This is a genomic window from Paraburkholderia acidiphila (genome assembly GCF_009789655.1).
Taxonomy (GTDB): domain Bacteria; phylum Pseudomonadota; class Gammaproteobacteria; order Burkholderiales; family Burkholderiaceae; genus Paraburkholderia; species Paraburkholderia acidiphila.
Genome location: NZ_CP046910.1, coordinates 2,133,276 through 2,158,723 on the forward strand (window position 1 = coordinate 2,133,276; position 25,448 = coordinate 2,158,723).

Below are 25,448 nucleotides of genomic sequence, written 5' to 3' on the forward strand. Positions count from 1 at the left end.
GCGGTCCGGAGGGAGGCAAGGTCGTGCAGCACGTGAGCGTGCGTGCCAAACTTGCTGCTGGCGGGATCGACACCGTCGAGCGAGGAGACGAAACATGCAGCGCGAAACATTCATCCGCAGCCTGGCCGACGAAGGCTTTCCCGAACCCGTTGTCGTGACGCGCGAAGCCGGCGTCATGGAGGTCCATTCGCATCCATTCGAAGCGAAGGCGCTGGTCATCGAAGGCGACTTGCACATCCGCGTCGGCGACGAAGAGCGGCACTACCAGGCTGGCGACGTGTTCCATCTCGCCGCCAACCTGCCGCACGCCGAGCGCTATGGGCCGCAGGGCGTGCAGTATCTCGTGGGGAGGAAGTGAGCGCGAGGCTCGCTTAGCCCCGCGCTGCGATCTCCTTCTTCCACCCGGCGATGATCTTCCCGGCGAGCGCGTTGTAGTCGCCGTCGAAGTGGTGGTCGCCGCTCGTCTTGACGACGTCGATGCCGGTGTTTGCAAGCGCCGGGCACAGCGTGTCTTTCTCGCCCGCGCCATACACGCATTGCACGATCGAAGGCGGCACCTTCGCGAGTTCCGGGCGCACCTGCAGTGCCTTTTCGCTGGCGGGCATGCCGAGCCAGCCCGTTACGCGGATCTGGAAATCGGCGTCCGGCGCGAAGCCGAGCAGCGACATGTACGACACCTTCGCGCGCAACGCGTCGGGCAGGCGGTTGTAGGCGAACGGCATGACGTCCGCGCCAAACGAGTAGCCCACGAGCGCGATGTGCTGCGCATGCCAGCGCGAACCGTAAGTCTTCAGCACGCGTGCGAGATCGTGGCTCGTTTGTGCCGGCGTCTTTTCGCTCCAGAAGTAGCGCAGCGCGTCCCAGCCGATCACCGAAATGCCCTGTTTTTGCAGCGCTTCTGCAATCGTCTTGTCGAGATCGCGCCAGCCGCCGTCACCGGAGATCACGACCGCGAGCATGTCGGTGGGGTGCGCCGCGGGCAGTTCGACGAGCGGCAGATCCGACACGTCCTCTTCGCTTTCTGTCGAGATGCGCAGATGATTCGATGTGAGCGCAACAATCTTGTCGGCGTCGTTCATGCTGGGGGCGAAGGCGCGCGGCGCACCGGCATTCGTTGCGCGCGCATCTTTTGTCGTCACGCCCTGCTCGAAGAAGCCGGGCAGGCCAGTGCCGCGCGAAAGCTTGGGGTCGGCCGGGCAGGGCGAGAAGCGCGCGTCGAGCTGCGCCGCGGGATCGAGCGACACGGCGCCCGCCATCGTGTTCGCGGGCGCCTGCGAGAGCATGCGCTGCGCGATGAGCGCGCCTTGGCCGCTGCCGATGGCGATCGGCGCGTAGTATTCGCTCGCGCCCTGCTGGCGTTCGAGCTGATGGCTCAGCGCTTCGGCGTCGCCGTAGAGCTTGTGGCAGGTTTCGTTCTTTACGGCCGCGAGGTTCTGCGCGTAGCGCTCCGTATCCACGCCCACGACGAGCGCGCCATGCTGCGCGAGCGCGTCGGCGCGGGTCTGGTCGGCGGCGCTCCAGTGCTTGTCCGCGGAAAACAGCACGGTGAAGCCGCGGATCGCGCCACCCGGTTTCGTCACCGCGACTTCGCCGTAACGGCCGCCGGAAACGTGCATCGTCGCGGCGGAAGCGGGCGCCGGTGCAGGCGCGGAAGCGGAAGTCGAAGCGGGCATTGAAGCCGCATTCGCGTGAGCCGTGAAAAACGCGAGCACAGCGGCGCCCGCTGCCGTGCCTGCAATGCGCGGCAGCCTGGAAATACGGAATGTCATGAGCGCCAGCCTCCTGCCAGCAGCGATAGATCGGCGAGGGTGATGAACACGCTGATCGAGCCCGAAGCGGCCAGATAGCGCGGTTCCCAGTGCGGCGCGAACTTGTTCTTGAAGCCGCGCAGCCCCCGGAAGTTATAGAAGCGGCCGCCGAAGCGCCAGATGAAGCCCGCGAGCCGGTGCCACGACGAAGCGAGCGGCGTGGGACTCATGCCCGAGAGCGGCGCCATGCCGAGCGAGAGCGACTGGTAGCCGGCGCCCTTCAGATGCAGTGCGAGCTGCGTGAACAGATACTCCATCGCGTAGGGCGAGGCGCCGGGCAAATGGCGCATCACGCCCACCGTGGCGTCGGTGTTCAGATCGGTCGTCATGAAGGTGACGAACGCGAGCGGCTCGCCGTTCTGGCGGATCAGCAACACGGACTGCGCGGCGAGATAGTCGTCGTCGAACGCGGCCACGGAGAAGCTCTTTTCGCGTGCTTCGCGGTCCTGCAGCCAGGCATCGGAGATCGCGCGCAACACCGGCAGGCTCGCGCCCATCTGCGTGGGCTCGATGTGTTCGATCGAAAAGCCGTCGCGTTCGCCGCGTTTGAGCGCGTAGCGCAAATGTGCGCGCTGCGGACCCTTCAGGTCGAATTCCTGCAGCATCACGCGCGCTTCCTCGCCGAGCTTCATCAGCGTGAGGCCGGCGTCGAGATAGAGCGGCAGGGCATCGGCGCGCACCTGGTAGAACGCCGCGCGGCCGTTGTGCGCGTGCGCCAGCGTGACGAATTCGCGGATCAGCGCCGGCCACTCTTCGCGCGGGCCGACCGGGTCGTGCAGCGCCGCCCACGTGCGGCCGCGCTTCGCGTACATCAGGAATGCCTTGCGCGAGGCGGAGAAGAGGAAGCTCTTGTCGCCCATCAGCGCGAGGCCCGCGTCGCTGCGCTCCTGCGCGCGCACGATCCGCGCGGCCTCTTCGAGGTCTTCGCTCGGCGGCATCACGAAGCGGCCCGCGGCGGGGCGCAGCAGTTGCCACAGCGCGAGCGCGGCGGCGAACACGCCGGCGCCGAGCGTGGCCCGCAGTGCGCGCGGGGCGCGGCTGTGGAAGGCGAACTGCCACCAGAGGCTCTGCGAGTACTGCACGTCGCGGAACGCGAACAGCAGCACCCACACGGCGAGCGCGATCACGCAGCCGACCGAGGCGAGCCAGGCCGGCGTGAAGCGCTCGGAGAACATCGACGAATGGCGGTTGAAGCGCTTGCGCGTGCCGAGCAGCAGCACGATCAGCACGCACAGCACGCCCGCTTCGACGAAGGCGAGGCCCTTGGCGAGCGAGAGCGCGAGGTTGGCCACGGCGATCACGAGCGCGAGCCACCACGCGGCGTCCAGACGCCGCAACAGGCCGCGCGCGACGAAGAGGAGCAGCACGCCGAAGAGGCTGCCCATCAATTGCGAGCTTTCGAGCACCCACAGCGGCACGATGGTTTGCAGCAGCGCAATGCGCTTGGAAAACGCGGGCGTGGCGCCCGAGATCACGAGCATGCTGCCGGTCACGAACGTGACGATGGCGAGGAAGAGCGGCGCGAGCTGCGAGACGCCGTCGGCGCCGCGCTTCGCAAAGCGGGCGCTGAGCGGGGTTTTGAGTGCGCTGCCTTCGAATACCGTGAGCACGCCCGCCGCGAGCGCGAGCGGCGCGCCGAAATAGATCGCGCGATAGGCGAGCAGCGCGGCCAGCACCTTGGAGGTCGGCACGCTCGGGCCGAGCGCGTAGACCATCGCGGCTTCGAACACGCCGATGCCGCCGGGCGTGTGGCCGATCAGGCCGAGCAGCATGGCGGCGCAATAGACGGTGAGGAAGTCGGTGAAGCCAAGGAGCGCGTGCGGCATGACCGACCAGAGCGCGAGTCCGGCGCCGACCACATCGAGCGCGGCCAGCAGCAACTGCGCGACGAGGTCGCGCCGCGCCGGCACCGCGAAACGCAGCCAGGCGCGGCCGAACGGCTCGATCTCGCGCGCGCGCGCTGGGCAGAGGATCACGAGCACCGCGCCGCAGCCGAGCACCACGCCGCCGATCAGGCGCAGTTCGTCCGGAGAGAGATGCAGCAGGCCCGAGAGCGTGCTGGCGGCGCCGACCATGCCGAGCGCGGTCATGAGCACGAGCGCGAGGGCGAGCGTGACGCTCGTGAATACCGTCATGCGGCCGATCTGCGCAGGCGTGACGCCCGCGCCGCCGTACACGCGGCAGCGCACGGCGCCGCCCGTGAGCGCGCCGAAGCCGGTGACGTTGCCGAGCGCCGAGCCGGCAATCGCGCCGGCCCACAGTGCGCCGCGCGAGACACGCGCGCCGAGGTAGCGCAGGCCCACGGCGTCGCGGCCGACCAGCGCGACGAAGCTCACGGCCGTGGCGGCAAGCGCGCCGGCCCATTGCGCGGGCGTGAGCGTCCAGAGCTGGCGGATCACCGAGTGGTAGTCGACCGTGCGCGAGAGGTGCTGGAACACGACCAGCAGCAGCGCGCAGATGCCGAGCGCGAGCACCGGCGCGACAAAGCGCTGCAGGCGCAGGGCTCCGGCACGGCGGCGCAGCGCCTCGAGGGCGCGCGCCGCGCGCGAAGAATGCGATTGAGACATGGATCGGTCTGGTGGCTCTCTGCGGTGTCGCCGTATCGACTGTTACAGCTTCCCCGGCGGTGACATCGCGTTTATTCGCGTTTTGCGGTTACGTTCTTCCAGGCCGGCTCTTGCGCATCGCGCGCCGCGAACCGGAAATTCGAGTCGAATCGTAATCGTTCGGAAAGGACTAGTTAAGCTCAGCAAACGCATAGGACTGCCCGCCGGTTGACGCCCCAGCACAAGAAACCGTTATTGGGTGCGGATCGATTGGGCGCGATGGCGTGTCCTAACTCATGGATTTAATTGGGGAATTATCTCGTTTCGATTAATGTTTGCAAAGCCTAATTAACAGATACGTAAATCGGCAAGGTAATCGTTAAGTTATGAGTAATGCGTGCGTGCTTACCACATATTGAAAAGCTCGCCGACTTGGTCGGTTCGCTGTAAGCCTTGCATGGCGGGCGTTGTAGGCGGATACCCCGAGCATTGTTTCGCAACGGAAGATAAAGTTTCGGCAGTTATCCAGGCGCTTCCTGAAATCGCTGTCACTAATTCGAGACAGCTTGTTTAATCCTTTTACAATGCTCGAAGGGCGAGTTAGTCTGCTTTGGTCAAGAGTTGTTTTACTGCGCCGGGAGAATGACGTGAATAGACTAGCCTTGACTTCCCTTTCGCTTGCCGCGCTCGGGGTTGCCGGCACGGCTCAGGCACAGACCAGCGTGACGCTGTACGGAACGATCGACACCTCGATCACCTACGTCAACCACGCCGACGGTGGCAACAACCTCTGGACGCTCGGCAATAGCAGTAACGGCAATCTCTCCGGCTCGCGATGGGGTTTGAAGGGCGCCGAAGACCTCGGCGGCGGCCTCAAGGCGATTTTCCAGTTGGAAAGCGGCTTCAACCCGTCGACGGGCTCGCTCGCGCAAGGCGGCAGGCTATTCGGACGGCAGGCGTACGTGGGCTTGACGGCCGAGCAGTACGGCTCGCTCACACTGGGGCGGCAGTATGACCCGCTCATCGACCTCGTGCAGGGCATCACCGCGGACAACTATTTCGGCTCCGTGTTCGCAACGGCGGGCGACGTCGACAACTACGACAACAGCTTCCGCGTGAACAATGCCATCAAGTACACGACGCCCGTGTGGAGCGGCTTGCAGGTTGCGGCGATGTACTCCTTTGGCGGGGTGGCGGGCTCGACGGGCGCCGAGCAGTCGTATTCGGCGGCGGTCAACTACACCAACGGCCCGCTCGCGCTCGCCGGCGGCTACTTCTACGCGACGAACAGCCAGGCCGTGAACGGCATTCGCACCGACGGCTGGACGAGCACCTCGGACGGCACCTTCGACGGCCCGATCAACTCCGGCTACGCCACGGCGCACTCGCTCACCATCGCGCGCGCGGCGGCGCAGTACCAGCTCGGCCAGTTCACCTTCGGCCTCGGCTACAGCAATGCGCGCTACTCGCCGGACGGCAGCTCCGTATTCCTCAACACCCAGAAGTACAACACCGGCCAGGGCTTCCTGAACTATCAGCTGTCTCCGGCGCTGCTCCTGGGCGTGGGCTACAGCTATACGCACGCCAATGGCGATACGACGGCGAGCTACAACCAGGTCTCGCTCGGCGCGGACTACAGCCTCTCGAAGCGCACCGACCTCTACATGACGGCTGCGTGGCAGCATGCGAGCGGCGATACGGGCAACGGCTCGGGCGGCTCGATGCCGGCCGAGGCTTCGATCGGTTCGTATGGCTACGCGGGCACGTCGAACCAAACCATCGTGAATCTCGGGCTGCGGCACAAGTTCTGATTCAGCGTTCGTCTTACGACGCCGGATGCGCCCGCTGGGCGGCGCATCCGGCGTTTTGGCTTGTGCGCCCGGTTTCGGCTCCGGCTTCGGCTCAGAGCGCGTCGGGCGCGCGGGCTTCGCGTTTCAGGCTTCATGCCTCGCGCGAGCGCCGTAGCGTGAGCAGCGCAAGCCAGGCGGCAAGGCGTTCCCTGCAGCGCCGCATGCCCGCAAACGGCGGCTGCCATGCGCTCGTGATGCTCACGCGCGCCGGCAACGCGGCCTCGGTGCTAAGCCAGATGCGCTCGCCGCGTTCGAGACGCAGCGTCTCGCCCGGCTGCAGCCAGTGGTCGTAGGGCGAACGGGCGCGCGTGACCCACACCTGGGCTGATTGAATCCGCAGCGTGGCTGACGCATTCACGCGCCAGGTGAGCGTGCGCAAGGGCGGCACGGCGAAGTGGATCGACTGCGAGGGCAACAGGTCGTCGAAGCGGTCGGTTGCGTCTGCAACGGTCAGCGGAGCGGGCTGTAAAGCGGGTTGTGAAGCTGCCTGAAATGCGTCATCCATCGTTTTCTCCATGTTTTGGAGCCGACGAACGGAGCGCTGCCACCCAGAAAAACAAAAAGCCCCGTCGGTGCCGGCGGGGCTTGTGATTTGCGTGACGACAGACTGCTAGTACGCACCCATCCCCATGGACGACCCGTTCGGGTTTTCCACGGATGATTCATCGTGTTTGCGACGACGAGGAGGGTGACGGAAGTGTGCATGGGTCGAGTGTGCGGGGAGGCTCGCCGCGCTGTCAACCTGAAATGCTTAAATAGCCTGACAGCCCGAGTTTGTGTTGTGCGCGAGTCTCGTTCACACGTTTGCCTGACGCGATCGTGCCCTCCGATGCCATATCCTCTTGCGGGCGATACCGGTTTCTCACTAGCATTGGTTGTTTTTCAGGGATATCTGGCAGACTGTGCCCACAATGTGGGAGCGCACCTTTGGTAAGCCCCGGAAGCATCGAAGTGTTGTGTAGAAACGACTCCATCTGATATATCACATACAGAATATTGATTTCTGTCGCAACGCAGCATATGATTGAGTCATTCGATTACTCAATCATGCGGAGCTTCAAATGGATTTCGTTTCTCTCGCACTTTTCGGTGCAGCTGTCGTGGGTCTGGGTGCGGCTGCTACGGTCATGATCGCCAGGTGGCTGCCGCAGTCTGCTATTGAGCAGGCCGCACAGCATGGCCGGTACGCTGGTTTGGGCGAAGCGCCGCGCGCGAAGGCGGTGCGTCGTGCACAATTCGGTCCGCGAATCCGTCCGCAGGTCGGAAAAGAGGTAATCAATGTCGTCAGAACAAACTGAAGTTGTAGCAAGCCGGGAAGCGGCGCCGCTCAAGCTGGCGCTGCAGCCCATCAACGCAACACTAAGCCTGCGCGATCAGGCTTACGCCATGCTGCGTCAGGCCATTGCCGACGCCGACATCTACCAGACGCGCGAAGAAATCCGGCTCGACGAGCGCGTGCTGAGCGAATCGCTCGGCGTGAGCCGCACGCCAGTGCGTGAGGCCATGACGTTGCTCGAGCAGGAAGGCTTCCTGCGCATGGTGCCCCGCCGCGGTATCTATATCGTGCGCAAGAGCAAGCGCGAGATCGTGGAGATGATCCAGATGTGGGCGGCGCTCGAAAGCATGGCCGCGCGCCTTGCCACCGTTCACGCTACCGACGAGGAAATCGCGCGGCTGCGCCACATGTTCGACAACTTCCGCGACAGCACGCCGGCCGAGCATATCGCCGAGTACTCGGACGCCAACATCGCGTTCCACCAGGCGATTGTCGAGCTCTCCAAATCGCAGATCATCCTCGACACCATCAAGAACATCTTTGTGCACGTGCGCGCCATTCGCCGCATGACGATTTCGCAGAGCGACCGGGCCTCGCGCTCGATCGTCGACCACTTGCGGATTATCGAAGCGCTCGAGAAGCGCGACACCGAGCTGGCGGAAAAGCTCGTGCGCCAGCATTCGCTCGATCTCGCGGTCTACGTCGAGAAGAACTGCGATTTCCTTGACTGAAACGGGCGACTCGCGCTGCGGTTGAAGCAAAACGGGAGACCTTCGGGTCTCCCGTTTTGCGTTTACGTCCCAGCGCGTCCCGGCGCGTCGCGATGGCTGGAAGACCTCCGCCGCCCGACTTTATGCGCATCAACCCCTGGCATCCCTGATCAAATCACGGAGCCCTTGCCGCCATCTTTCACACGGAATCTGGCATATCACGGGCGTTAGAGACTCGGGGTTTTCCCTCGTGTGCACCGCGTCAACACAGTCGAACTTGCCTCAAAACCATGCTGGATAAGGCTTCGGCGTAATTCTAGTGGCATTCCCGATGAGCAATTCCCCTCTTGCCTCGTTCTGATATATCACATACCGTATTGCTCAAGGGCGCAGATGTCGCGCGATGGCGCGAAATGCCTCTGCCCACGCAACCCCACCGATTTTCGAAAACTCGCCCGGCCACGATTAGATAAGGAGACATGACATGGGCAAGGCATTGAACGGCGTGCGCATCCTCGATTTCACGCACGTGCAGTCGGGACCCACCTGCACGCAGCTGCTCGCCTGGTTCGGCGCGGACGTGATCAAGGTAGAGCGCGCAGGTGCTGGCGACGTCACGCGAGAGCAGCTGCGCGACCTGCCGGACGCGGACAGCCTCTACTTCACGATGCTCAACGGCAACAAGCGTTCGCTCACGCTCGACACGAAGAACCCGCAAGGCAAGCGCGTGCTGGAGCGGCTGATTCGCGACTGCGACGTGCTGGTCGAGAACTTCGCGCCGGGCGCGCTCGAGCGCATGGGTTTCAGCTGGGAACATATCCAGACGCTGAACCCGCGCATGATCGTCGCCTCGGTGAAGGGCTTTGGCCCTGGGCCCTATCAGGACTGCAAGGTCTACGAGAACGTTGCGCAGTGCGTGGGCGGCGCGGCGTCGACGACCGGCTTCGACGATGGCCCGCCGGTCGTTTCCGGCGCCCAGATCGGCGACAGTGGCACCGGCCTGCATCTCGCGCTCGGCATCGTCACGGCGCTCTATCAGCGCACCCACACGGGACGCGGCCAGAAGGTGCTCGCGGCCATGCAGGACGGCGTGCTTAACCTGTGCCGCGTGAAGCTGCGCGACCAGCAGCGGCTCGAACGCACCGGCGTCATGAAGGAGTACCCGCAGTACCCCAACGACGGTTTCGGCGAGGCGGTGCCGCGCGCCGGCAACGCGTCGGGCGGCGGGCAGCCGGGCTGGATTCTCAAGTGCAAGGGTTGGGAGACCGATCCGAACGCCTATATCTACTTCATCGCGCAGGCGCCGGTGTGGGACCGCATCTGCAAGCTGATCGGGCGCGAGGAGTGGATCGACGACCCGGACTACGCGACGGCGAACGCGCGCCTGCCGCGCCTGAAGGCGATCTTCGACGAGATCGAGCACTGGACCATGCACCGCACGAAGTTCGACGCGATGGCCGTGCTCAACCGTTACGACATTCCGTGCGGCCCGATTCTTTCCATGAAGGAGATCGCGAACGACGAATCGCTGCGCGCGAGCGGCACGATCGTCGAGGTGGATCATCCGGTGCGTGGCAAGTACCTCACGGTGGGCAACCCGATCAAGCTCTCGGACAGCCCGACCGAAGTGACGCGTTCGCCGATGCTTGGCGAACATACCGACGAGGTCCTCGCCGAATTCGGCTATACGAAGGACGAGATTCACTCGCTGCGCGCTTCTGGCGCCGTTTGAAACCCGGGAGCGAAACATGGAAACATGGATGCGTTTGATGGCGAGCGACGGCAGCATTGTGTTCGGTCGCGTCGAGAACGGTTACCTGCACGAATACGAAGGGCTCGATCAACCGGTGCCCACTGGCGCGGTGCTGTCGCTGCGCGCGCTCACGCCGCTTGCGCCTTGTGCGCCCGGCAAGGTGGTCGCGCTCTGGAACAATTTTCACGCGCTCGCCGCGAAGCTGGAAAAGCCGGTGCCTTCGCACCCGCTCTTCCTCATCAAGCCGGCGGCTTCGGTGATCGGCTCTTCTGAATTGATTCGGCGTCCTGCCCACTATGCGGGAAAAATCGTGTTCGAAGGCGAGCTCGGCATCGTGATCGGCAAGCGCTGTCGCGAAGCGAGCGTCGAGGAGGCCGAGTCGGCGATCTTCGGCTACACGATCGTCAACGACGTCACGGCCGCTGGCCTTATCGCCGAGAATCCGCACTTCCCGCAATGGTGCCGAGCCAAAGGTTTCGATACGTTCTGTTGTCTGGGCCCGGCGATCGTTTCCGGATTCGACTGGAAGCGTGCACGTGTCGTCACAAAACTCGATGGTGTGGAGCGGCAGAATTATCCGCTCGACGACATGGTGTTTTCGCCGGCGCAGCAGGTGAGCCTCATTTCGCAGGATCTGACGCTCGAACCGGGCGACGTGATTGCGTGCGGCACCTCGCTCGGCGTAGGTTCGATCGTTGATGGCGCAACGGTCGAAGTGAGCATCGAGGGGATCGGTACGTTGAGCAATACGCTGGGCGCCGTGTGCGCACAAGGTGAGTCGCTTGCCGCCGTAGAGGGCGCGGCCTGATGGCGTAAAACCAAAGACGCGCGCGGCAGGAATGCCGCGCGAGGAGGAGAGATGCCGGAGCAACTGGCTGGCGACCTGGCGTGGCTGGGTGCCGGCGTGCTGTTCGCATGGCTCGGCTGTGCATTTGCACAATTGGCGGCGCTCGCACCGCTGCGTGCGTGGCCTTCGTCGCGGCCTCGCGCCGTGCCGCGCTGCGCAAAGCATGCTGGTGCACCGCACAAGCATCGGCTCGCCTTTGCCATTTTGTTCGCATTGCTACTGACTGTGCCGCCTGGCGTGATGTCCGCGGGCTGGACGCGTTTGCCCGATGCGACTGTCGCTGTCGAAGCAGGGGTGCTGGGCGGTTTGTGCCTCGCGGGCCGGCGCGACCTCACGCGGCGGGCGCGAACGACGGCGCTGCTGGGTGCAGTATCGGGCGCGAGTGTCTTGATCGGCGCATGCGCTGGCTACGTGTTGCAGCCTGAGCGTGGTTCGACCGAACGTATGGCGCTGTTCGCCGCGGTGGCGACCGGCGCGTTGCTGATCGGCGGCGCGTTGAGTGTGTTCAGCCGTGGCGCGCGAGCGAGCGGCGCGACTCGCAGGCGCGTGCCGTTCGGCCGCGGCGACCGCGTCATGCATGTCATGGCGCTGCTGCTTGCCATGGCGCTCGGTTATGGTTTCCTGAGCGCGTGTGCGTGCCCCGAATTCGAGATCTCCATACTGGTCGCGGCGAGCGTGCTGTGTGCGGCACTAGGCGCGCGGCTCATGAGCGGCGCTCGGCGACCGCGGCTCGCGCGTACGGGCGCGGTCGAGGCGTCACCGTCACGCGAACCGTTCAGCGCGACATTCAACGCAAGCTTTGCGGGTGTGCCGGACGAACTGCTGGTCGCGGCCTGCGGTGGCGGCGCCTTCGAACCTTCATGGCTGACCGCGGACGACACGCCCCATGGCGGCGGAGGACGCGCGGGTCATCACGCGTCGCAGGACTTGCCACGACGGCGGCGCAGCCGGGGCGGCGCGCTACGCCAGCGGCAAGGGCCGCACTGAGGCTGCCTGCCGAAGGCATCACGAGACCATCTGTGGGATCAGGGGCAATCCAAAGAACGCGCAACGCGACGCGATGATTAGTCACGCCTGATAGTTTTCGCTCCCATCATAGAACCTTACTTATGCAAACTCGATTCTGACACTTTCGTAATGTTCTCGATGAGCGCTGCGCCTTCCTCCATGAGGAAGCGTTTGAACGCGAGCGCGACGGGCGGCAGGCGCTTGTTTTTCCGGTGCACGACGTACCAGTTGAGCATGACCGGGAAGCCTTCGACGTCGAGCACGGTGAGGTGGCCGACCTGCAATTCGAGGCTGATGGTGTGCGCTGAGAGAAAGGCGATGCCCATGCCCGCGATCACGGCTTGCTTGATCGTCTCGGTGCTTTGAATCTCCATGGCGATCTTGAGGTTCGTGATCTTCCCGGCGAACCCTTCTTCCATCGAATTCCAGGTGTCCGAGCCGCGCTCGCGCACGATGAACGCCTCGTTGGCGAGCGTGCTGAGCTTGATGGCGCGCTTGTGCGCAAGCGGATGTGTGGGCGCCGCGACGATCACGTACGGGTGCGGCGCAAACGGCTCGTTAATGGCGTCGGTCGCGTGCGGTGGGCGCACCATCACGGCGAGATCGGTCTGGTTGGTGGCGAGCTGCTGGAGCAGTTGCTCGCGGTTGTGCACGGAGAGATTGAGCGAGACGCCCTTGTAGCGGCGCGTGAATTCGGCCAGCAGGCGCGGAAAGAAGTAATCGCCCGCGCTAATGACGGCCACGTTCAGCTTGCCGCCCGAGACGCCCTTTAGCTGGCTCATCGCCTCGTCGACTTCGTGGAACTGCTGCATGATCGCGCGGCTGTAGTGAAGCATCTCCGTGCCCGCGGGCGTGAGATAGATCTTCTTGCCAAGCTGTTCGAAGAGCGGCAGGCCCGCGTGATCTTCGAGCTGCCGAACCTGCGTGGAAACGGCCGGCTGGGTGAGATGCAGTTCCTCCGCAGCACGCGAAAAACTGAGGTGGCGCGCCACGGTCTCGAAGACCTTGAGCTGGCGCAGCGTGGCGTTTCGCATCGTCATGGCCGAACCATAAAGGATACTGAATCCACATAATAACAAACTTTAATTGTGAGTAATTCAGCAATCACCCTAGCATAGGTTGAAAGGCATCCGAATGCCGGCCGGCGTGCTCGATTTCATGTTCGGGTTAACGCTCGGAAATACGATTTCATAAGGGACAACACGTAGAAAAGCCCTTGTTTCACGATGTTTTCAGGGGGCTGCCGTAATGCCAGGGTGAATGAGGATTGACGAATATTGATTCGAATTTCTGATTCATCATGTCAATAAAAACGCGGCGTATCGAAGTGAAAAAGATAAAACCATAAGCCTGAGTTTATGCAGACCCGCAATTGTGTGGCTGCAATGAATAGATAGCGGAGACACGCGATATGAATGCAATCGGTCAGAGGAGCGAGAGCGGTCCGTTCTGGACGAACCGCTGGTTTCAACTGGTGGTGGGCATGCTATGCATGGCGCTCGTTGCCAACCTGCAATACGCATGGACGCTGTTCGTCGCGCCGATGAACTCGCGCCACCACTGGGGCCAGGCGGAGATTCAACTGGCGTTCTCGATTTTCATCCTGACCGAGACCTGGCTCGTGCCGGTGGAAGGCTGGCTCGTCGACAAGTTCGGCCCGCGTCCGGTCGTGGCGGGCGGCGCGGTTTGCGCAGGCCTCGCCTGGGTCATCAACTCCTACGTCACGACGCTGCCGATGCTCTACGTTTCGGCCGTGATCGCGGGCATCGGCGCAGGCGGCGTATATGGCACCTGTGTGGGCAACGCACTGAAGTGGTTCCCGGACCGCCGCGGCCTCGCCGCGGGCCTCACGGCCGCGGGCTTCGGCGCCGGTGCCGCCGTGACGGTGATTCCGATTGCCAACATGATCACGCGCTCAGGCTACGAGCACACGTTCTTCTTCTTCGGCGTGCTGCAGGGCGTGTCGATCCTTGTGCTCTCGTTCCTGCTCGTAAAGCCCGTGCCGCGCGCCTTCGCGGTGGCTGGCCGCAGCCTCGTCTCGCGCGTCGACTACACGCCGGGCCAGATGGTCAAGCAGCCGGTGTTCTGGGTGATCTACGTCTGCTTCGTCGCGGTGGCCGCTGGTGGCCTGATGGCAACGGCGCAGATCGGACCGATCGCCAAGGACTGGGGCCTCGCCCGCATTCCGATGACGGTGTTCGGCATGACGCTGCCGCTCCTCACGCTCACGCTGTCGATCGACAACATCTGCAATGGCTTTACGCGCCCGCTGTGCGGCTTCATCTCCGACAAGATCGGCCGTGAGAACGCGATGTTCCTGATCTTCGTGGGCGAAGGCCTCGCGCTGCTCGGCATGATGCAGTTCGGCACGAACCCGTATGCGTTCATGGTCTTCGCTGCGCTGATCTTCCTGTTCTGGGGTGAGATTTTCTCGATCTTCCCGGCTATCTGCGCAGACACGTTCGGCAGCAAGTACGCCGCGTCCAACGCCGGTACGCTGTACACCGCGAAGGGCACCGCAGCGCTGCTCGTGCCGGTGGCCTCGGTCCTGTCTGCCACGGGCGGCTGGAGCGCCGTGTTTATCGCGGCGGCGGTCATCACGATCGCGGCGGGCGTGAGCGCCAAGTTCTTCCTCGCGCCGATGCGCAAGCGCCTGATCGAGCAGAGCAGCGAAGCGAGCAATGAGGCGAGCAACGAGCCCAACGTCACGCTGGCCACGAATACGGGCGCAGGGCTGCCGCACTGGTCCAATCAAAGCGGCGAATGAGGCGCGCGAACCCGCCATGTCGATGAACGTATCGCTCCAGCAGCTCAAGGTGTTCGTCGCGGTGGCGCGGGCGCGCAGCTTCACGCGCGCCGCGCGCGAGTTCGGGCTCACGCAATCGGCGGTGAGCCGCTGCGTGCGCGAACTGGAAGAAGCGGTCGAACTGAAGCTCTTCGACCGCACCACGCGTCAGGTCGAACTCACCCTCGCAGGCAGCGGCTTCGAGCGGCGCATCGGCCGCCTGCTCGACGAGATCGAGATGGCGCTCAGCGAGGGCCGCGACGCGCACCAGGCGCATAGCGGCGTGGTGCTCGTGGCGAGCAACCCCGTGCTCTCGTCGACCTGGGTGCCCGCCGCGCTCGCGCGCTGCGCCGCGGCCTTTCCTTCGCTCACGCTGCAATTGCAGGATTTGCCGCAAGCGGCGGTGCTGCAGGCAGTCGAGCAGGGCGAGGCCGATTTTGGCGTGATCGCCGAAAGCGTGCCGTTCGCGAGCGGCAATCTCGACGTGCAACCGCTTTCCGCCACGCCGCTTTGCGCGCTATTGCCCGCGCACCATCCGCTTGCGCTACAGGGGGCGCTGCGATGGGACGACCTCGCGCGCGAGCCGCTCGTCACGCTCAATCGCGACGCGGGCTGCCGCGGTGCGGTGACGCGTGCGCTGGACGGTCTGCGGCCCGAGGGGAGGCCGCTGCAGGAGTTCGCGCATGTGGCGGGCGTGGCGCGCATGGCGCAGCTCGGCATGGGTATCGGCGTGCTGCCGGTGTGCGCGGACGGCGCGCGCGGAGGGCATGCGCATCGCCCGGGGGAAGTTGCGCACGCAACGTGTCACTGGCCCGCGCCTGCGGGGCCGCTCGTTACGCGCTTGCTGCATCCTGTCGTCAACGTGACGACGATGCTCGTGCGCCGCCGCCATCGTTCGCTGCGGCCCTGCGCTCAGGCGGCGTGGTCGCAGTTTATGGCGGATGGTTCTGCGCCAGATGGTGCGGACGTGGAGGCTTCATCGCAGGACAACGAAGCGCTGCCGGAAACCTCCATCGACGGCTCGCCGCTGCGCGGCTCGAATGGTGCACCGATGCGCGTCGCGTTGCGCGGCGCCGATGCGCCGCCGCCGCTTCAGGTGACCCGCACCCACGCGCGTATCGAATAGTGCGGGTTTCCTGCGTGTGCAAAGCAAAACGGATCGCTCGAAGCGATCCGTTTTTTTTCAAGCCCTCACATCACCGCAAAAAAAGGCGGCGCGCACGCCGCCCCTCTCGCCACGACTCAAGCCGCCTGCATCGCCATCCGCTCACGCTGCTTGATCAACGCAAGCACGGTATCGATGGCCGGCGTCGGCTCGCCCACCAGCTTGCCCATTTCCTGCACGACGGTGATCAGCGGATCGATCTCCATCGGCCGGCCGGTTTCGAGGTCGACGAGCATCGAGGTCTTGTGCGCGCCCACCGCACCCGCGCCGTCGATGCGCCGCTCCACGTCCACGCGGAAGTTCACGCCGAACTGCTCGGCAATACGTTTGCCTTCGAGCATCATCGTGCGCGCCACGGCGCGCGTGGCCGGGTCGCTCGTGATGACGTCGAGCGTGGCATGCGTGAGCGCGCTGATCGGGTTGAAGCAGAGATTGCCCCACAGCTTGAGCCAGATTTCGTCGCGGATATTCTCGCGGATCGGCGCCTCGAACCCGGCGGCCTGCATGGCTTCGTGCAGCTGGACGATGCGCGGCGTGCGCTCGCCCGAAGGCTCGCCAATCGGAAACTTCTTGCCGTACACATGGCGGATCACGCCGGGCGCGTCGATCTCGGCGGCCGGGTAGAGTACGCAGCCAATCGCGCGCTCGGGCGTGAGACGGTTCCATTGCGAGCCGTCCGGATCGACGCTTTCGAGCCGCGTGCCCGCGAACTTGCCGCCGTGCTGGTAGAAGTACCAGTAGGGAATACCGTTGGTGCCCGTGACGATGGCCGTGTGCTTGCCGAGGAGCGGCTGCATCGCGTCGATCACGCCCGCGACCGAATGCGCCTTGAGCGTGATGATGACGACGTCCTGCACTCCGAGTTCGCGCGGATCGGACGTGCAGCGCACCTTCGCCACGTACTCCTCACCGTCCATCAACAGGCGTGCGCCGTTTTCGCGCATGGCGGCCAGGTGCGGGCCGCGAGCAACGAAGCTCACGTCGGCGCCTGCGCGTGCGAGTTGCACGCCCATCATGCCTCCAATGGCGCCCGCTCCAAAGATGCAGATCTTCATGGTGAAACCCCAATGACGTTGAAAACCGCTTGTCCGCAGGTGTTTCAGAGAGCGTTGGGGAAAAGCTGTCCGCTCGCCGCGACCCCGGACGATGGTTTGAGCATAGGGGGTGCTGTCGATTAACGACAGTTAAAGTTTCTCGCGAAAATCATCAAGAGAAGCTTATGGGTGACGCGGTGCGAAACGAGGCATTCAGGCACGTCGCACGAGCAGAAAACTCACGCCGATCAGGCCGAGAAACGCGCCGCAGGTGCGATTGAACCAGCGGCGCACGGTAGTGCGCGTGAGCCAGCGGCCGAGGTACATGCCGGCAAGCGAATAGAGTGCGATAGCCACGCATTCGAGCACGAGAAAGCTCGCGCCGAGCACGCCGAACTGCGGCGCGATGGGCCTGGCGACATCGACGAACTGCGGCAGGAAGGCCGTGAAAACGAGAATCGCCTTGGGGTTGCCTGCCGCCACGAGGCACTCGCGCCATGCCAGGCGTGCGAGCGAGGCGTCGCTATCCATGCTTTCGCCGATAGGGTTGGCGTCGCTGCGCCAGAGCTGCACGGCGAGCCAGACGAGGTAAGCAGCGCCCGCGAGCTTGATGACGAAGAAGACCGCCTCCGAAGCACGCAGCACGACGGCAAGACCCGTGGCTGCGAGCGCGATCATGGCGGCAAACGAAACGAGCCGCCCCGCGCCGCCGAGGAACGCGCGCAGGAAACCGTGGCGCGCGGCCACGTTGATGGAGAGGAGATTGTTCGGCCCCGGCGCCATGTTCAGCGCGAAGCAGGCGGGCAGAAAGAAGAGCCAGGCGGTGAGGGACATAGTGACGCTCGAACGTTGGCGCCGTGCGCGGCGCGCCGTGAATCGCGACATTCTAGCGCGGTTGGCGCGACGCGCCCTGCCGTCAACGGAAAATCGGCAGCAGGAGAAAGAGCTTGATCGTGATGGCGTTGGCAATGTCGATAAAGAACGCGGCCACCATCGGCACCACGAGAAACGCGAGATGGGAATGGCCAAAGCGGGCCGTGACCGCCTGCATGTTCGCGATCGCCGTGGGCGTTGCGCCGAGGCCGAAGCCGCAGTGCCCCGCCGCAAGCACGACGGCGTCGTAGTCCGCGCCCATCACGCGGAACGTCACGAAGATCGCGTAGACCACCATGAGCAGCGTCTGCGCGGCGAGGATCGTGAACACGGGCAGCGCGAGCGCGGCGAGGTCCCACAGGCGCAGCGTCATGAGCGCCATGGCGAGAAAGAGCGCGAGGCTCACGTTGCCGATCAGCGCGACGGCATGCTCGGCCACGGGGCGCCCGAGGAGCGCGAGCCCATTGGCGAGCAGCACGCCCACGAACAGCACGCACACGAAGGTGGGCAACTCGAACGCGGTGCCCGCGATCAGCCCCGAGAGCGCGTCGCCCACGGCGAGGCTGATCGCGATGAGCGTGAGCGTGTTGATGAACGCGCCTGGCGTGGTGGGCTGCTCGGCCTTCGGTTCTTCGAATGCGTAGGCGTCGGGCGTTGCTGCGCCGCCTGCGCCAGGCGCCGCGTCGCCAGACTGCGTGCCGATACGCTTCATGAGGTGCTGCGCCACAGGGCCGCCAATAATGCCGCCCATGATCAGCCCGAACGTGGCACACGCAATGGCCGCTTCGGTGGCGGACTGCAGCCCGTGGTGCTCAGTGAACACCGCGCCCCACGCGGCGCCCGTGCCATGCCCGCCCGCAAGCGACACCGAGCCGCCCAGCAGGCCGAACAGCGGGTCGACGCCGAACGCCATGGCGAGCGCGATGCCCAGCACGTTTTGCAACACGAGAAGCGCGACCACGACGGCGAGAAAGCGCACGAGCACCGGGCCGCCGTGTTTCAGGTTGGCGAGGTTCGCATTGAGGCCGATGGTGGCGAAGAACGCTTGCATGAGCGGCGCTTGCAGCGACGTGTCGAAGACCACGTCGGTGTGCGCGTAGCTGTGCAGCCCGAACACGATCAGCGCGGCGACGATGCCGCCCGCCACCGGTTCGGGTATCGTCCATTTGCGCAACACCGGCACGGCGGCGACGAGCCACTGGCCGACCAGCAGCACGAGCGATGCGACGACGAGCGTTCCGTAGACTTTGACGTTCATGGCGGGTGTCCGGCGGGGCGATGAGAGCGCGAGGCGTGCGGCGCTTCTTTCGCGCACGGTACACCACGCGCTCATGCGTTGCGCGCATGGTGCGCAGTGGTGCACAGCCTGGCGCCGGTTCCGGCCACGTTGCTTGCACGAAACGGGGCCCCACGCTTAAATATGCAGGCGGAACGCGAACGCGGCCGCCGCTCATGCAGGACGAATATCCCCGCGTTTCCCGTTTGTCCGTTGGCCAGGATGGCGCGAGACCGTACAAGAACCGGAGAAGGTCATGAATGGGAGCACCGTTGCTGATCGCGAGGCGGCCGGGCGTGCCGTGCGCGAGCGCTCGAAACGTTCGAGCCACAAGGAAACCGGCACCATCAAGCGCGATCCGCTCGCCCTGCTGCGCGCAAGCAGCGAAGGCCGCGTGCCGAACCTCGTGCAACTGCGCTACGGGCGCATGATCGTCTCGCCGTTCACGTTCTTTCGCGGCAGCGCGATCCTCCAGGCGCACGATCTCGGCGGCGTGCCCAATACCGGCATGGCGATGGAGATTTGCGGCGACGCGCATCTGCTGAACTTCGGCGCCTTCGCCACGCCCGAGCGCCAGCTCGTATTCGATCTCAACGACTTCGACGAGGTGGCGACCGGTCCGTGGGAGTGGGATGTGAAGCGCCTTGTGGCGAGCTTCGTCGTGGCGGCGCGGCACATGCGCTACTCGCGCGGCGTGGCCGAGGAGCTGGTGATGACGGCCGTCACCAGCTATCGCGACCGCCTGCGCCAGTACGCGGAGTACGGCGCGCTCGATCTTTGGTACGACAAAATCACCTTCGATCGCATGGTCGAAACCGCGCTCACGCCCGAAGGCCGGCGGCTGATCCGGCGCGGCATGGAGAAGGCCGCGAATCGCACGCACGAGAACCTGCTCGAAAAGCTCGCGGAGCGCGACGGCGATCACTGGACGATTCACGACGTCCCGCCCGCGCTCTTTCACGTCCACGGCCTGAACACGCTGTTCGACCCGGAAGACGACTGGTTCACGCTCGGCGACTGGCGCACGCTGATCGAACCGATGTACGAGGAATACAAGAAAACGCTTGCGCCCGATCGGCGCGAACTGCTCGATCACTTCGCGATTCAGGATCTGGTGTTCAAGGTGGTGGGCGTGGGCAGCGTGGGCACGCGCTGCCTCGTGATGCTGCTCGTCGATCACCACGAGAAGCCGCTCTTCCTGCAGGTGAAAGAGGCAAGGCGTTCGGTTGTTTCGCAGTACTTCAAATCGCCTTCGATCAAGCATGAAGGTGCGCGCGTCGTGCACGGTCAGCGTCTTCTGCAGGCGGCGAGCGACATCTTCCTTGGCTGGACCACGGGGCCCGCGGGGCGTCATTTTTATGTGCGTCAGTTGCGCGACATGAAGCTCTCTGTCGATCTTCAGCTACTCGACAGCACGCTGCTCTGCGGCTATGCGCGACTGTGCGGCTGGGCGCTTGCGCGCGCGCACGCCAAATCGGGTAGCGCGGCCATCGAAATCTCGTCGTACATTGGCCGCAGCGACCAGTTCGCGGAGGCGCTCACGACCTACGCGTTCAGCTATGCCGACCAGGTGGAGCGCGATTACGACGTGTTCGTCAAGGCCGCGCGCAGCGGCGAGATCGTCGCGCGCAGCGAAGAGGATATGGCGGCGGATTTCCGCGTGTAGCGCCAGGCGGCGTGCGAGGCGCACAGCCGGACGCGCTATCCTTGCGCTTTTCTTTCGTTGCGCCGCGCGTGAGCCCCTTACGCATGCGCGGCATGCGCCCCATGCGTCTACGTCATATCGAAGTCTTTCACGCGATCATGCGCACCGGCTCGCTCTCCAAAGCGGCCGAGCTGCTGTGCGTTTCCCAGCCCGCGGTCAGCAAGGTGCTCGCGCATGCGGAGCGCAGCGCGGGTCTCAAGCTCTTCAGCCGCGCGCACGGCCGCCTGCAGCCCACGCGCGAGGCCGAATTGCTGTTCGCCGAGACGCAGAAGCTGCAATCGAATCTCGACAGCATTCGCGATCTCGCGCGCAATCTCGCGCTGCGACCGCAAGGACTGTTGCGCATCGGCTGTCTGCCCAGCCTCGGCATGAGCCTGATTCCGGCTGCCGTGCAGACGTTTCGCGCCGACTATCCCGACGTGTCGCTCAAGATCCAGACGCGCCACACCGCCGAATTGCTCAACGCGCTGCTCACGCGCGAACTCGATCTGGGCGTCGCGCTCAATCCGCCGGCGCGGCCGGGCATTGCCGCGGTCGAACTCGCGCGCACGGCCGTAGTCTGCGTCGCGCCGCCCGACGACCCCACGCCGGAACACGCACCGCTCGCGTTGCGCGATCTGGTCGACGGCGAGTGGATCAGCATCGGCAACGTCGACCCGCTTGGCGAGGCGATCGGCAACCTGCTCGAAGCCGAAGGCGTGGACGACCGTCTCGCGGCCGTCGAGGCGCAAACGTGGCACGTCGCGCGCGCGCTCGCGGCGCGTGGCATCGGCCGAGTGCTGCTCGACGAACTCAGCGCGCGCGGGGCGGGCGAGCCGGTGGCGATCCGGCGCGTCGAACCGGCGCTCACGGTCGGCGTGTTCGCCATGTGGCGCGAAGGCGGCATGGACTCGCAGGCAGGCAACGCGTTCGTGGATGTGCTGCGCGCAAGCCTCGCCAATTCTTGCGCGGCGTGAAGGCGCGAGCCGCCACGGGCCACCGGTACAATTGCGCGCAGGGGGAAGCGGCGCTGTGCGCGCTTCAAGCGAACGCTCGAGAGATCCACAGGAGAGACGGTTGAAGCGCGAGTCAAAGCCGTTAGGCATCGCCAGAAAGCCGGGTGGGCACACGCGGCGCAGCAGCATGGCCCGCGCGCTCCTCGCCATGCGCTGCGTCGCGCTCGCGTGCGCGTTTGTGGGCGCGGCGCACGCCGATGAACTGGAAAGCCCCACGCTGCGCAAGATTCGCGATACCGGCACGATCGCCATCGGCGTGCGCGATGCGACCGTGCCGTTCTCCTATATGGCTGGCGGCGGGCACGCAACGGGTTACTCGTACGAGATTACCCAGCGCATCGTGGAAAGCGTGCGCGAAACACTCAAGCTTCCGGCGCTGCGCGTGCGCGAACTCGTTGTCACGCCGCAAAACCGCATCACGCTCGTGCAGAACGGCACGATCGATCTCGAGTGCAGCACCACGACGCATACGCGAGAGCGCGAGAACGACGTGGCGTTCTCGAACAGCTTCTTCGAATACGGCGTGCGCATGCTCGTGAAGCGCGGCTCGCCCGTCAAGGACTTCGGCGATCTCGCGGGCCGCACCGTGGTCACGACCGCAGGCACGTCGGAAGAGCGCCTGTTGCGCCGCTGGAACCTGGAGCGCGCGATGAACATGCACATTGTCGTCGCGAAGACTCATGGCGATTCCGTCGAAGCCGTGCGCTCGGGACGCGCCGTTGCCTTCGTGATGGATGAGCCGCTGCTGCACGCCGCGCTCGCGACCGGCTATATGGCGAGCGAAACGCCGGGTGCGCCCGTGGCGCAAAGCGCGCACGCCATGAGCGACGCGCACGCCTACGCAATCGTTGGCACCCCGGCCAGATCGGAGGTATATGGCTGCATGTTCCGGCGCGGCGACACCGCCTTCAAGCGCATTGCCGACGACACCATCGCGAAGATGGAGCGCTCGGGCGAAGCGCTCGCGCTTTACCGGCGCTGGTTCGAGTCGCCCATTCCGCCTGCGGGCGTGAACCTCGAGTATCCGATGTCGGAGCCGATGAAAGCGCTTTTCGCGAATCCCAACGACCAGCCGCTCGATTGAAGGCTCAACCGAAAGCAAGAGGCAACGATGAGTGATACGCAACAACGCAAAATCGCACTGGTGACGGGCGCGGGCAGCGGCATCGGCCGCGCATGCGCGCGCAGGCTGCTGGCCAATGGCTTTGCCGTCGTGCTGGCGGGCCGGCGGGCCGAACCGCTCGAAGCGCTCGCCAGCGAGGCGCGCGCACGCGGCGAAGAGGCGCTGGCGGCGCCGTGCGACGTGACCGACGCGGCGGCCGTCGAAGCGCTCTTCGAGACGGTGCGCACGCGCTACGGCCGGCTCGATCTGCTCTTCAACAATGCGGGCCGCAACGCGCCGGCCGTGGACATCGACGAGCTTTCCGTGGACGACTGGCGCGCCGTGGTCGACACGAACCTCAGCGGCGTGTTCCTGTGCACGCGCGCGGCGTTCGGGCTCATGAAGCGGCAGACGCCGCGCGGCGGGCGCATCATCAACAACGGCTCGATTTCGGCGCACGCGCCGCGGCCGTTCAGCATTGCCTATACGGCCACCAAGCACGCCATCACTGGCCTGACCAAAACCGTTTCGCTCGATGGCCGTCGCTACGACATCGCGTGCGGACAAATCGACATCGGCAACGCGGCGACGGAGATGGCCGAGCGCATGGCGCGTGGCGTGCCGCAGGCGAACGGCGAGATTGCCGTCGAGCCGCTGATGGACGTGGAACTCGTGGCCGATGCGCTGCTGCATATGGCGCAACTGCCGCTCGAGGCGAACGTGCAGTTCATGACGATCATGGCGACGAAGATGCCGTTCGTGGGGCGCGGCTGAGCGCGACAGACGGGCGCGAGCGGGTGTAGGCGGGCGCAAGCGGGCGCTGGCGCGTCCGCACGCGCTCGCGCGCAGTCCCGTATACTGGCCGCTGAACCACCACGCCGCCTGAGCGCCCATGTCTTTGCCCCCGCGTCCGGACGACGATCCGCGTCCCCAGCCGCCCCAATGTCCCGATCACGACGACTGCTGCCATAGTGGCTGCGACCCCTGCATCTTCGATCTCTACGACGAAGAGTTCGGCCGGTATCGCGCCGCGCTGGCTGCGTGGGAAGCGCGCGAAGCCGAGCGCGAGGCGCAGGCGAAAGCTCCGCGCAAGCAAGCCGCAAAATCGGCGGGGTCGCACGACAAGCCTTCGCACTGAACTGCATTGCTCCCTGCCGCCATGACCGACTCCATCCTCGCTCCAGGCGTTCCCGACCTCGACACCGCCGCGCTCGACGCGCTGCAGGCGTTCGTCGAGCGTCATCCGCGCCTGTTCGTGCTGACCGGCGCGGGCATCAGCACCGATTCGGGCATTCCGGGCTACCGTGACGAGAACGGCGCCTGGAAGCGCTCGCCGCCTATCACGCTGCAAGAATTCCTCGGCTCCGAGAGCATGCGCCGGCGTTACTGGGCGCGCAGCCTGATCGGCTGGCCCACGGTGGGTCTCGCGCAGCCCAACGGCGCGCATCGCGCGCTCGCGCGGCTTGGCGCGGCGGGCTACGCGCGCACGCTCGTCACGCAGAACGTGGACGGGCTGCATCAGCGCGCGGGCAGCCGCGACGTGATCGAGCTGCACGGCAGCATCGCGCACGTGCATTGCCTCGACTGCGGCGCGCAGTATTCGCGCGCCTCGATTCAGCCTGAACTCGTGGCGCGCAATCCGGCCATCGCTGAGGCGAGCGCGGAACCCGCCGCCGACGGCGACGCCCACCTCGACTTCGACGGCGCCAACGCCTTCCACGTGCCCGCATGCGCCGCGTGCGGCGGCATGCTCAAGCCTTCGGTGGTGTTCTTCGGCGAGAACGTGCCGCGCGAGCGCGTGACGAGCGCCTCGAACGCGCTCGACGAGGCTGACGCCGTGCTCGTGGTCGGCTCCTCGCTCATGGTGTATTCCGGCTACCGTTTCTGCGCCTGGGCGCAGCAGCGCGGCAAGCCCGTGGCCGCGATCAACATGGGCAAGACGCGCGCCGACCCGCTCCTCGCACTCAAACTCGAAGCGCCCTGCGCCGCCGTGCTCGACGCGCTGGGCGCGCGCCTCATCCCCTGACATTCACGACTCCACGGAACCGACGCCATGCTGACCACGCTAGCCGACCTCGAAGCGCACTACGGCACACCGCACGAACGCGCGTTGCGCAAGGAGATCGATCACGTCAACGCGGACTACCGGCGCTTCATCGAAAGCTCGCCGTTCGTCGTGCTCGCCACGGGCGGCCCGGAAGGTCTCGACTGCTCGCCGCGTGGCGACGCACCCGGTTTCGTGCGCATTCTCGACGAGCACACGCTCGCATTGCCCGACCGTCCCGGCAACAATCGCGTGGACAGCCTGCGCAACGTGGTCGCCTCTTCGCAGGTGGGGCTGCTGTTCATGGTGCCGGGCGTGGGCGAAATGCTGCGCGTGAACGGGCGCGGGCGCGTGAGCACCGACCCCGCGCTCGTCGCGAGCTTCGAGGTAGACGGCAAGCCGCCGCGCTCGGTGCTCGTGATCGACGTGGAAAGTGTGTATTTCCATTGCTCGAAGGCCATCGTGCGCTCGAAGCTGTGGGACCCGTCGCATCACGTCGAACGCTCGCAGCTGCCGAGCGCGGGCGAGATGCTGCGCCGCGTGAACGAGGAGCAATATGGCGAGGCGTTCGACGCCGAGACTTACGAAGCCGGTCTCGCCGAACGCATCAAGACCACGCTGTACTGACTGAACGCCGATTCATTGCCGATTCAACGCTGAAGAGAACGCAA

23 protein-coding genes are annotated in these 25,448 nt (G+C 65.3%); 16 read left to right on the forward strand and 7 right to left on the reverse strand.

Annotated features, from left to right (window positions below):
• Nucleotides 1-94 precede the first annotated feature (94 nt).
• Nucleotides 95-358 carry a cupin domain-containing protein gene (locus tag FAZ97_RS24010; RefSeq protein WP_158760875.1) on the forward strand — a complete coding sequence of 88 codons (264 nt, stop codon included), beginning with the start codon at nt 95-97 and terminating at the stop codon, nt 356-358.
• A gap of 13 nt (nt 359-371) precedes the next feature.
• On the opposite strand, the gene FAZ97_RS24015 is transcribed toward FAZ97_RS24010, so the two are convergent.
• On the reverse strand, nt 372-1,673 hold the full coding sequence (locus FAZ97_RS24015) for a virulence factor family protein (protein ID WP_158761063.1): 1,302 nt from the start codon (nt 1,671-1,673) through the stop codon (nt 372-374).
• 92 nt (nt 1,674-1,765) lie between these two features.
• Nucleotides 1,766-4,375: a bifunctional lysylphosphatidylglycerol flippase/synthetase MprF gene (gene mprF, locus FAZ97_RS24020; protein ID WP_158760876.1), complete on the reverse strand. Its 2,610-nt coding sequence runs from the start codon at nt 4,373-4,375 to the stop codon at nt 1,766-1,768.
• Between the two features lie 626 nt (nt 4,376-5,001).
• Between mprF and FAZ97_RS24025 the strand changes: the two genes are divergently transcribed.
• A complete protein-coding gene (locus FAZ97_RS24025; protein WP_158760877.1) occupies nt 5,002-6,165 on the forward strand; it encodes a porin in 1,164 nt (387 codons plus the stop codon).
• Between the two features lie 130 nt (nt 6,166-6,295).
• Here the strand turns inward: FAZ97_RS24025 and FAZ97_RS24030 are convergent, their stop codons facing one another.
• Entirely contained in the window at nt 6,296-6,709 is a 414-nt protein-coding gene (locus FAZ97_RS24030; RefSeq protein ID WP_158760878.1) for a DUF2917 domain-containing protein, read from the reverse strand.
• A gap of 556 nt (nt 6,710-7,265) precedes the next feature.
• On the opposite strand from FAZ97_RS24030, the gene FAZ97_RS24035 reads away from it, so the two are divergent.
• The 5 genes from FAZ97_RS24035 (at nt 7,266) to FAZ97_RS24055 (ending at nt 11,777) form a co-directional block, all read left to right on the forward strand.
• A complete protein-coding gene (locus tag FAZ97_RS24035) occupies nt 7,266-7,502 on the forward strand; it encodes a hypothetical protein (RefSeq protein WP_158760879.1) in 237 nt (78 codons plus the stop codon).
• Entirely contained in the window at nt 7,483-8,211 is a 729-nt protein-coding gene (locus FAZ97_RS24040; protein ID WP_158760880.1) for a GntR family transcriptional regulator, read from the forward strand. Before FAZ97_RS24035 ends, FAZ97_RS24040 begins: the two co-directional genes overlap by 20 nt.
• A 463-nt stretch (nt 8,212-8,674) precedes the next feature.
• Nucleotides 8,675-9,922 carry a formyl-CoA transferase gene (frc, locus tag FAZ97_RS24045; protein WP_158760881.1) on the forward strand — a complete coding sequence of 416 codons (1,248 nt, stop codon included), beginning with the start codon at nt 8,675-8,677 and terminating at the stop codon, nt 9,920-9,922.
• A 16-nt stretch (nt 9,923-9,938) separates the two neighbouring features.
• Complete coding sequence (locus FAZ97_RS24050) at nt 9,939-10,751, forward strand: fumarylacetoacetate hydrolase family protein (protein ID WP_158760882.1); 813 nt, start codon at nt 9,939-9,941, stop codon at nt 10,749-10,751.
• Nucleotides 10,752-10,802: 51 nt separating this feature from the next.
• Complete coding sequence (locus tag FAZ97_RS24055; protein ID WP_158760883.1) at nt 10,803-11,777, forward strand: hypothetical protein; 975 nt, start codon at nt 10,803-10,805, stop codon at nt 11,775-11,777.
• Between the two features lie 116 nt (nt 11,778-11,893).
• Here FAZ97_RS24055 and FAZ97_RS24060 read toward each other — a convergent pair whose 3' ends face one another.
• Nucleotides 11,894-12,838 carry a LysR family transcriptional regulator gene (locus FAZ97_RS24060; RefSeq protein WP_158760884.1) on the reverse strand — a complete coding sequence of 315 codons (945 nt, stop codon included), beginning with the start codon at nt 12,836-12,838 and terminating at the stop codon, nt 11,894-11,896.
• Nucleotides 12,839-13,209: 371 nt separating this feature from the next.
• Here FAZ97_RS24060 and oxlT point away from each other — a divergent pair, with 371 nt between their 5' ends.
• Both oxlT and FAZ97_RS24070 read left to right on the forward strand, forming a co-directional pair.
• Nucleotides 13,210-14,565, forward strand: a complete 1,356-nt coding sequence (gene oxlT / locus FAZ97_RS24065) for an oxalate/formate MFS antiporter (RefSeq protein WP_158760885.1) — start codon at nt 13,210-13,212, stop codon at nt 14,563-14,565.
• A 22-nt stretch (nt 14,566-14,587) separates the two neighbouring features.
• A complete protein-coding gene (locus FAZ97_RS24070) occupies nt 14,588-15,709 on the forward strand; it encodes a LysR family transcriptional regulator (RefSeq protein ID WP_158761064.1) in 1,122 nt (373 codons plus the stop codon).
• 116 nt (nt 15,710-15,825) lie between these two features.
• Here FAZ97_RS24070 and FAZ97_RS24075 read toward each other — a convergent pair whose 3' ends face one another.
• From FAZ97_RS24075 to gltS, 3 genes are all read right to left on the reverse strand, one after another.
• Complete coding sequence (locus FAZ97_RS24075; protein ID WP_158760886.1) at nt 15,826-16,803, reverse strand: 2-dehydropantoate 2-reductase; 978 nt, start codon at nt 16,801-16,803, stop codon at nt 15,826-15,828.
• 192 nt (nt 16,804-16,995) lie between these two features.
• A complete protein-coding gene (locus FAZ97_RS24080; RefSeq protein ID WP_158760887.1) occupies nt 16,996-17,616 on the reverse strand; it encodes a LysE family translocator in 621 nt (206 codons plus the stop codon).
• An 82-nt stretch (nt 17,617-17,698) separates the two neighbouring features.
• Nucleotides 17,699-18,913 carry a sodium/glutamate symporter gene (gene gltS, locus FAZ97_RS24085; protein ID WP_158760888.1) on the reverse strand — a complete coding sequence of 405 codons (1,215 nt, stop codon included), beginning with the start codon at nt 18,911-18,913 and terminating at the stop codon, nt 17,699-17,701.
• Nucleotides 18,914-19,187: 274 nt separating this feature from the next.
• On the opposite strand from gltS, the gene FAZ97_RS24090 reads away from it, so the two are divergent.
• From FAZ97_RS24090 to FAZ97_RS24120, 7 genes are all read left to right on the forward strand, one after another.
• Nucleotides 19,188-20,597: a DUF2252 domain-containing protein gene (locus FAZ97_RS24090; protein ID WP_158760889.1), complete on the forward strand. Its 1,410-nt coding sequence runs from the start codon at nt 19,188-19,190 to the stop codon at nt 20,595-20,597.
• A 101-nt stretch (nt 20,598-20,698) separates the two neighbouring features.
• Entirely contained in the window at nt 20,699-21,592 is an 894-nt protein-coding gene (locus FAZ97_RS24095) for a LysR family transcriptional regulator (RefSeq protein ID WP_158760890.1), read from the forward strand.
• A gap of 166 nt (nt 21,593-21,758) precedes the next feature.
• Nucleotides 21,759-22,715, forward strand: coding sequence for a transporter substrate-binding domain-containing protein (locus FAZ97_RS24100; RefSeq protein WP_158760891.1), 957 nt, complete (start codon nt 21,759-21,761; stop codon nt 22,713-22,715).
• Between the two features lie 27 nt (nt 22,716-22,742).
• The gene (locus FAZ97_RS24105; RefSeq protein ID WP_158760892.1) at nt 22,743-23,507 is read left to right on the forward strand and encodes an SDR family oxidoreductase; all 765 of its coding nucleotides are present in this window, start codon (nt 22,743-22,745) and stop codon (nt 23,505-23,507) included.
• A gap of 118 nt (nt 23,508-23,625) precedes the next feature.
• A complete protein-coding gene (locus tag FAZ97_RS24110) occupies nt 23,626-23,871 on the forward strand; it encodes an oxidoreductase-like domain-containing protein (RefSeq protein WP_158760893.1) in 246 nt (81 codons plus the stop codon).
• Nucleotides 23,872-23,892: 21 nt separating this feature from the next.
• Nucleotides 23,893-24,759, forward strand: coding sequence for an NAD-dependent protein deacetylase (locus FAZ97_RS24115; protein ID WP_158760894.1), 867 nt, complete (start codon nt 23,893-23,895; stop codon nt 24,757-24,759).
• Between the two features lie 27 nt (nt 24,760-24,786).
• A complete protein-coding gene (locus FAZ97_RS24120) occupies nt 24,787-25,404 on the forward strand; it encodes a pyridoxamine 5'-phosphate oxidase family protein (protein WP_158760895.1) in 618 nt (205 codons plus the stop codon).
• Nucleotides 25,405-25,448: the final 44 nt, after the last annotated feature.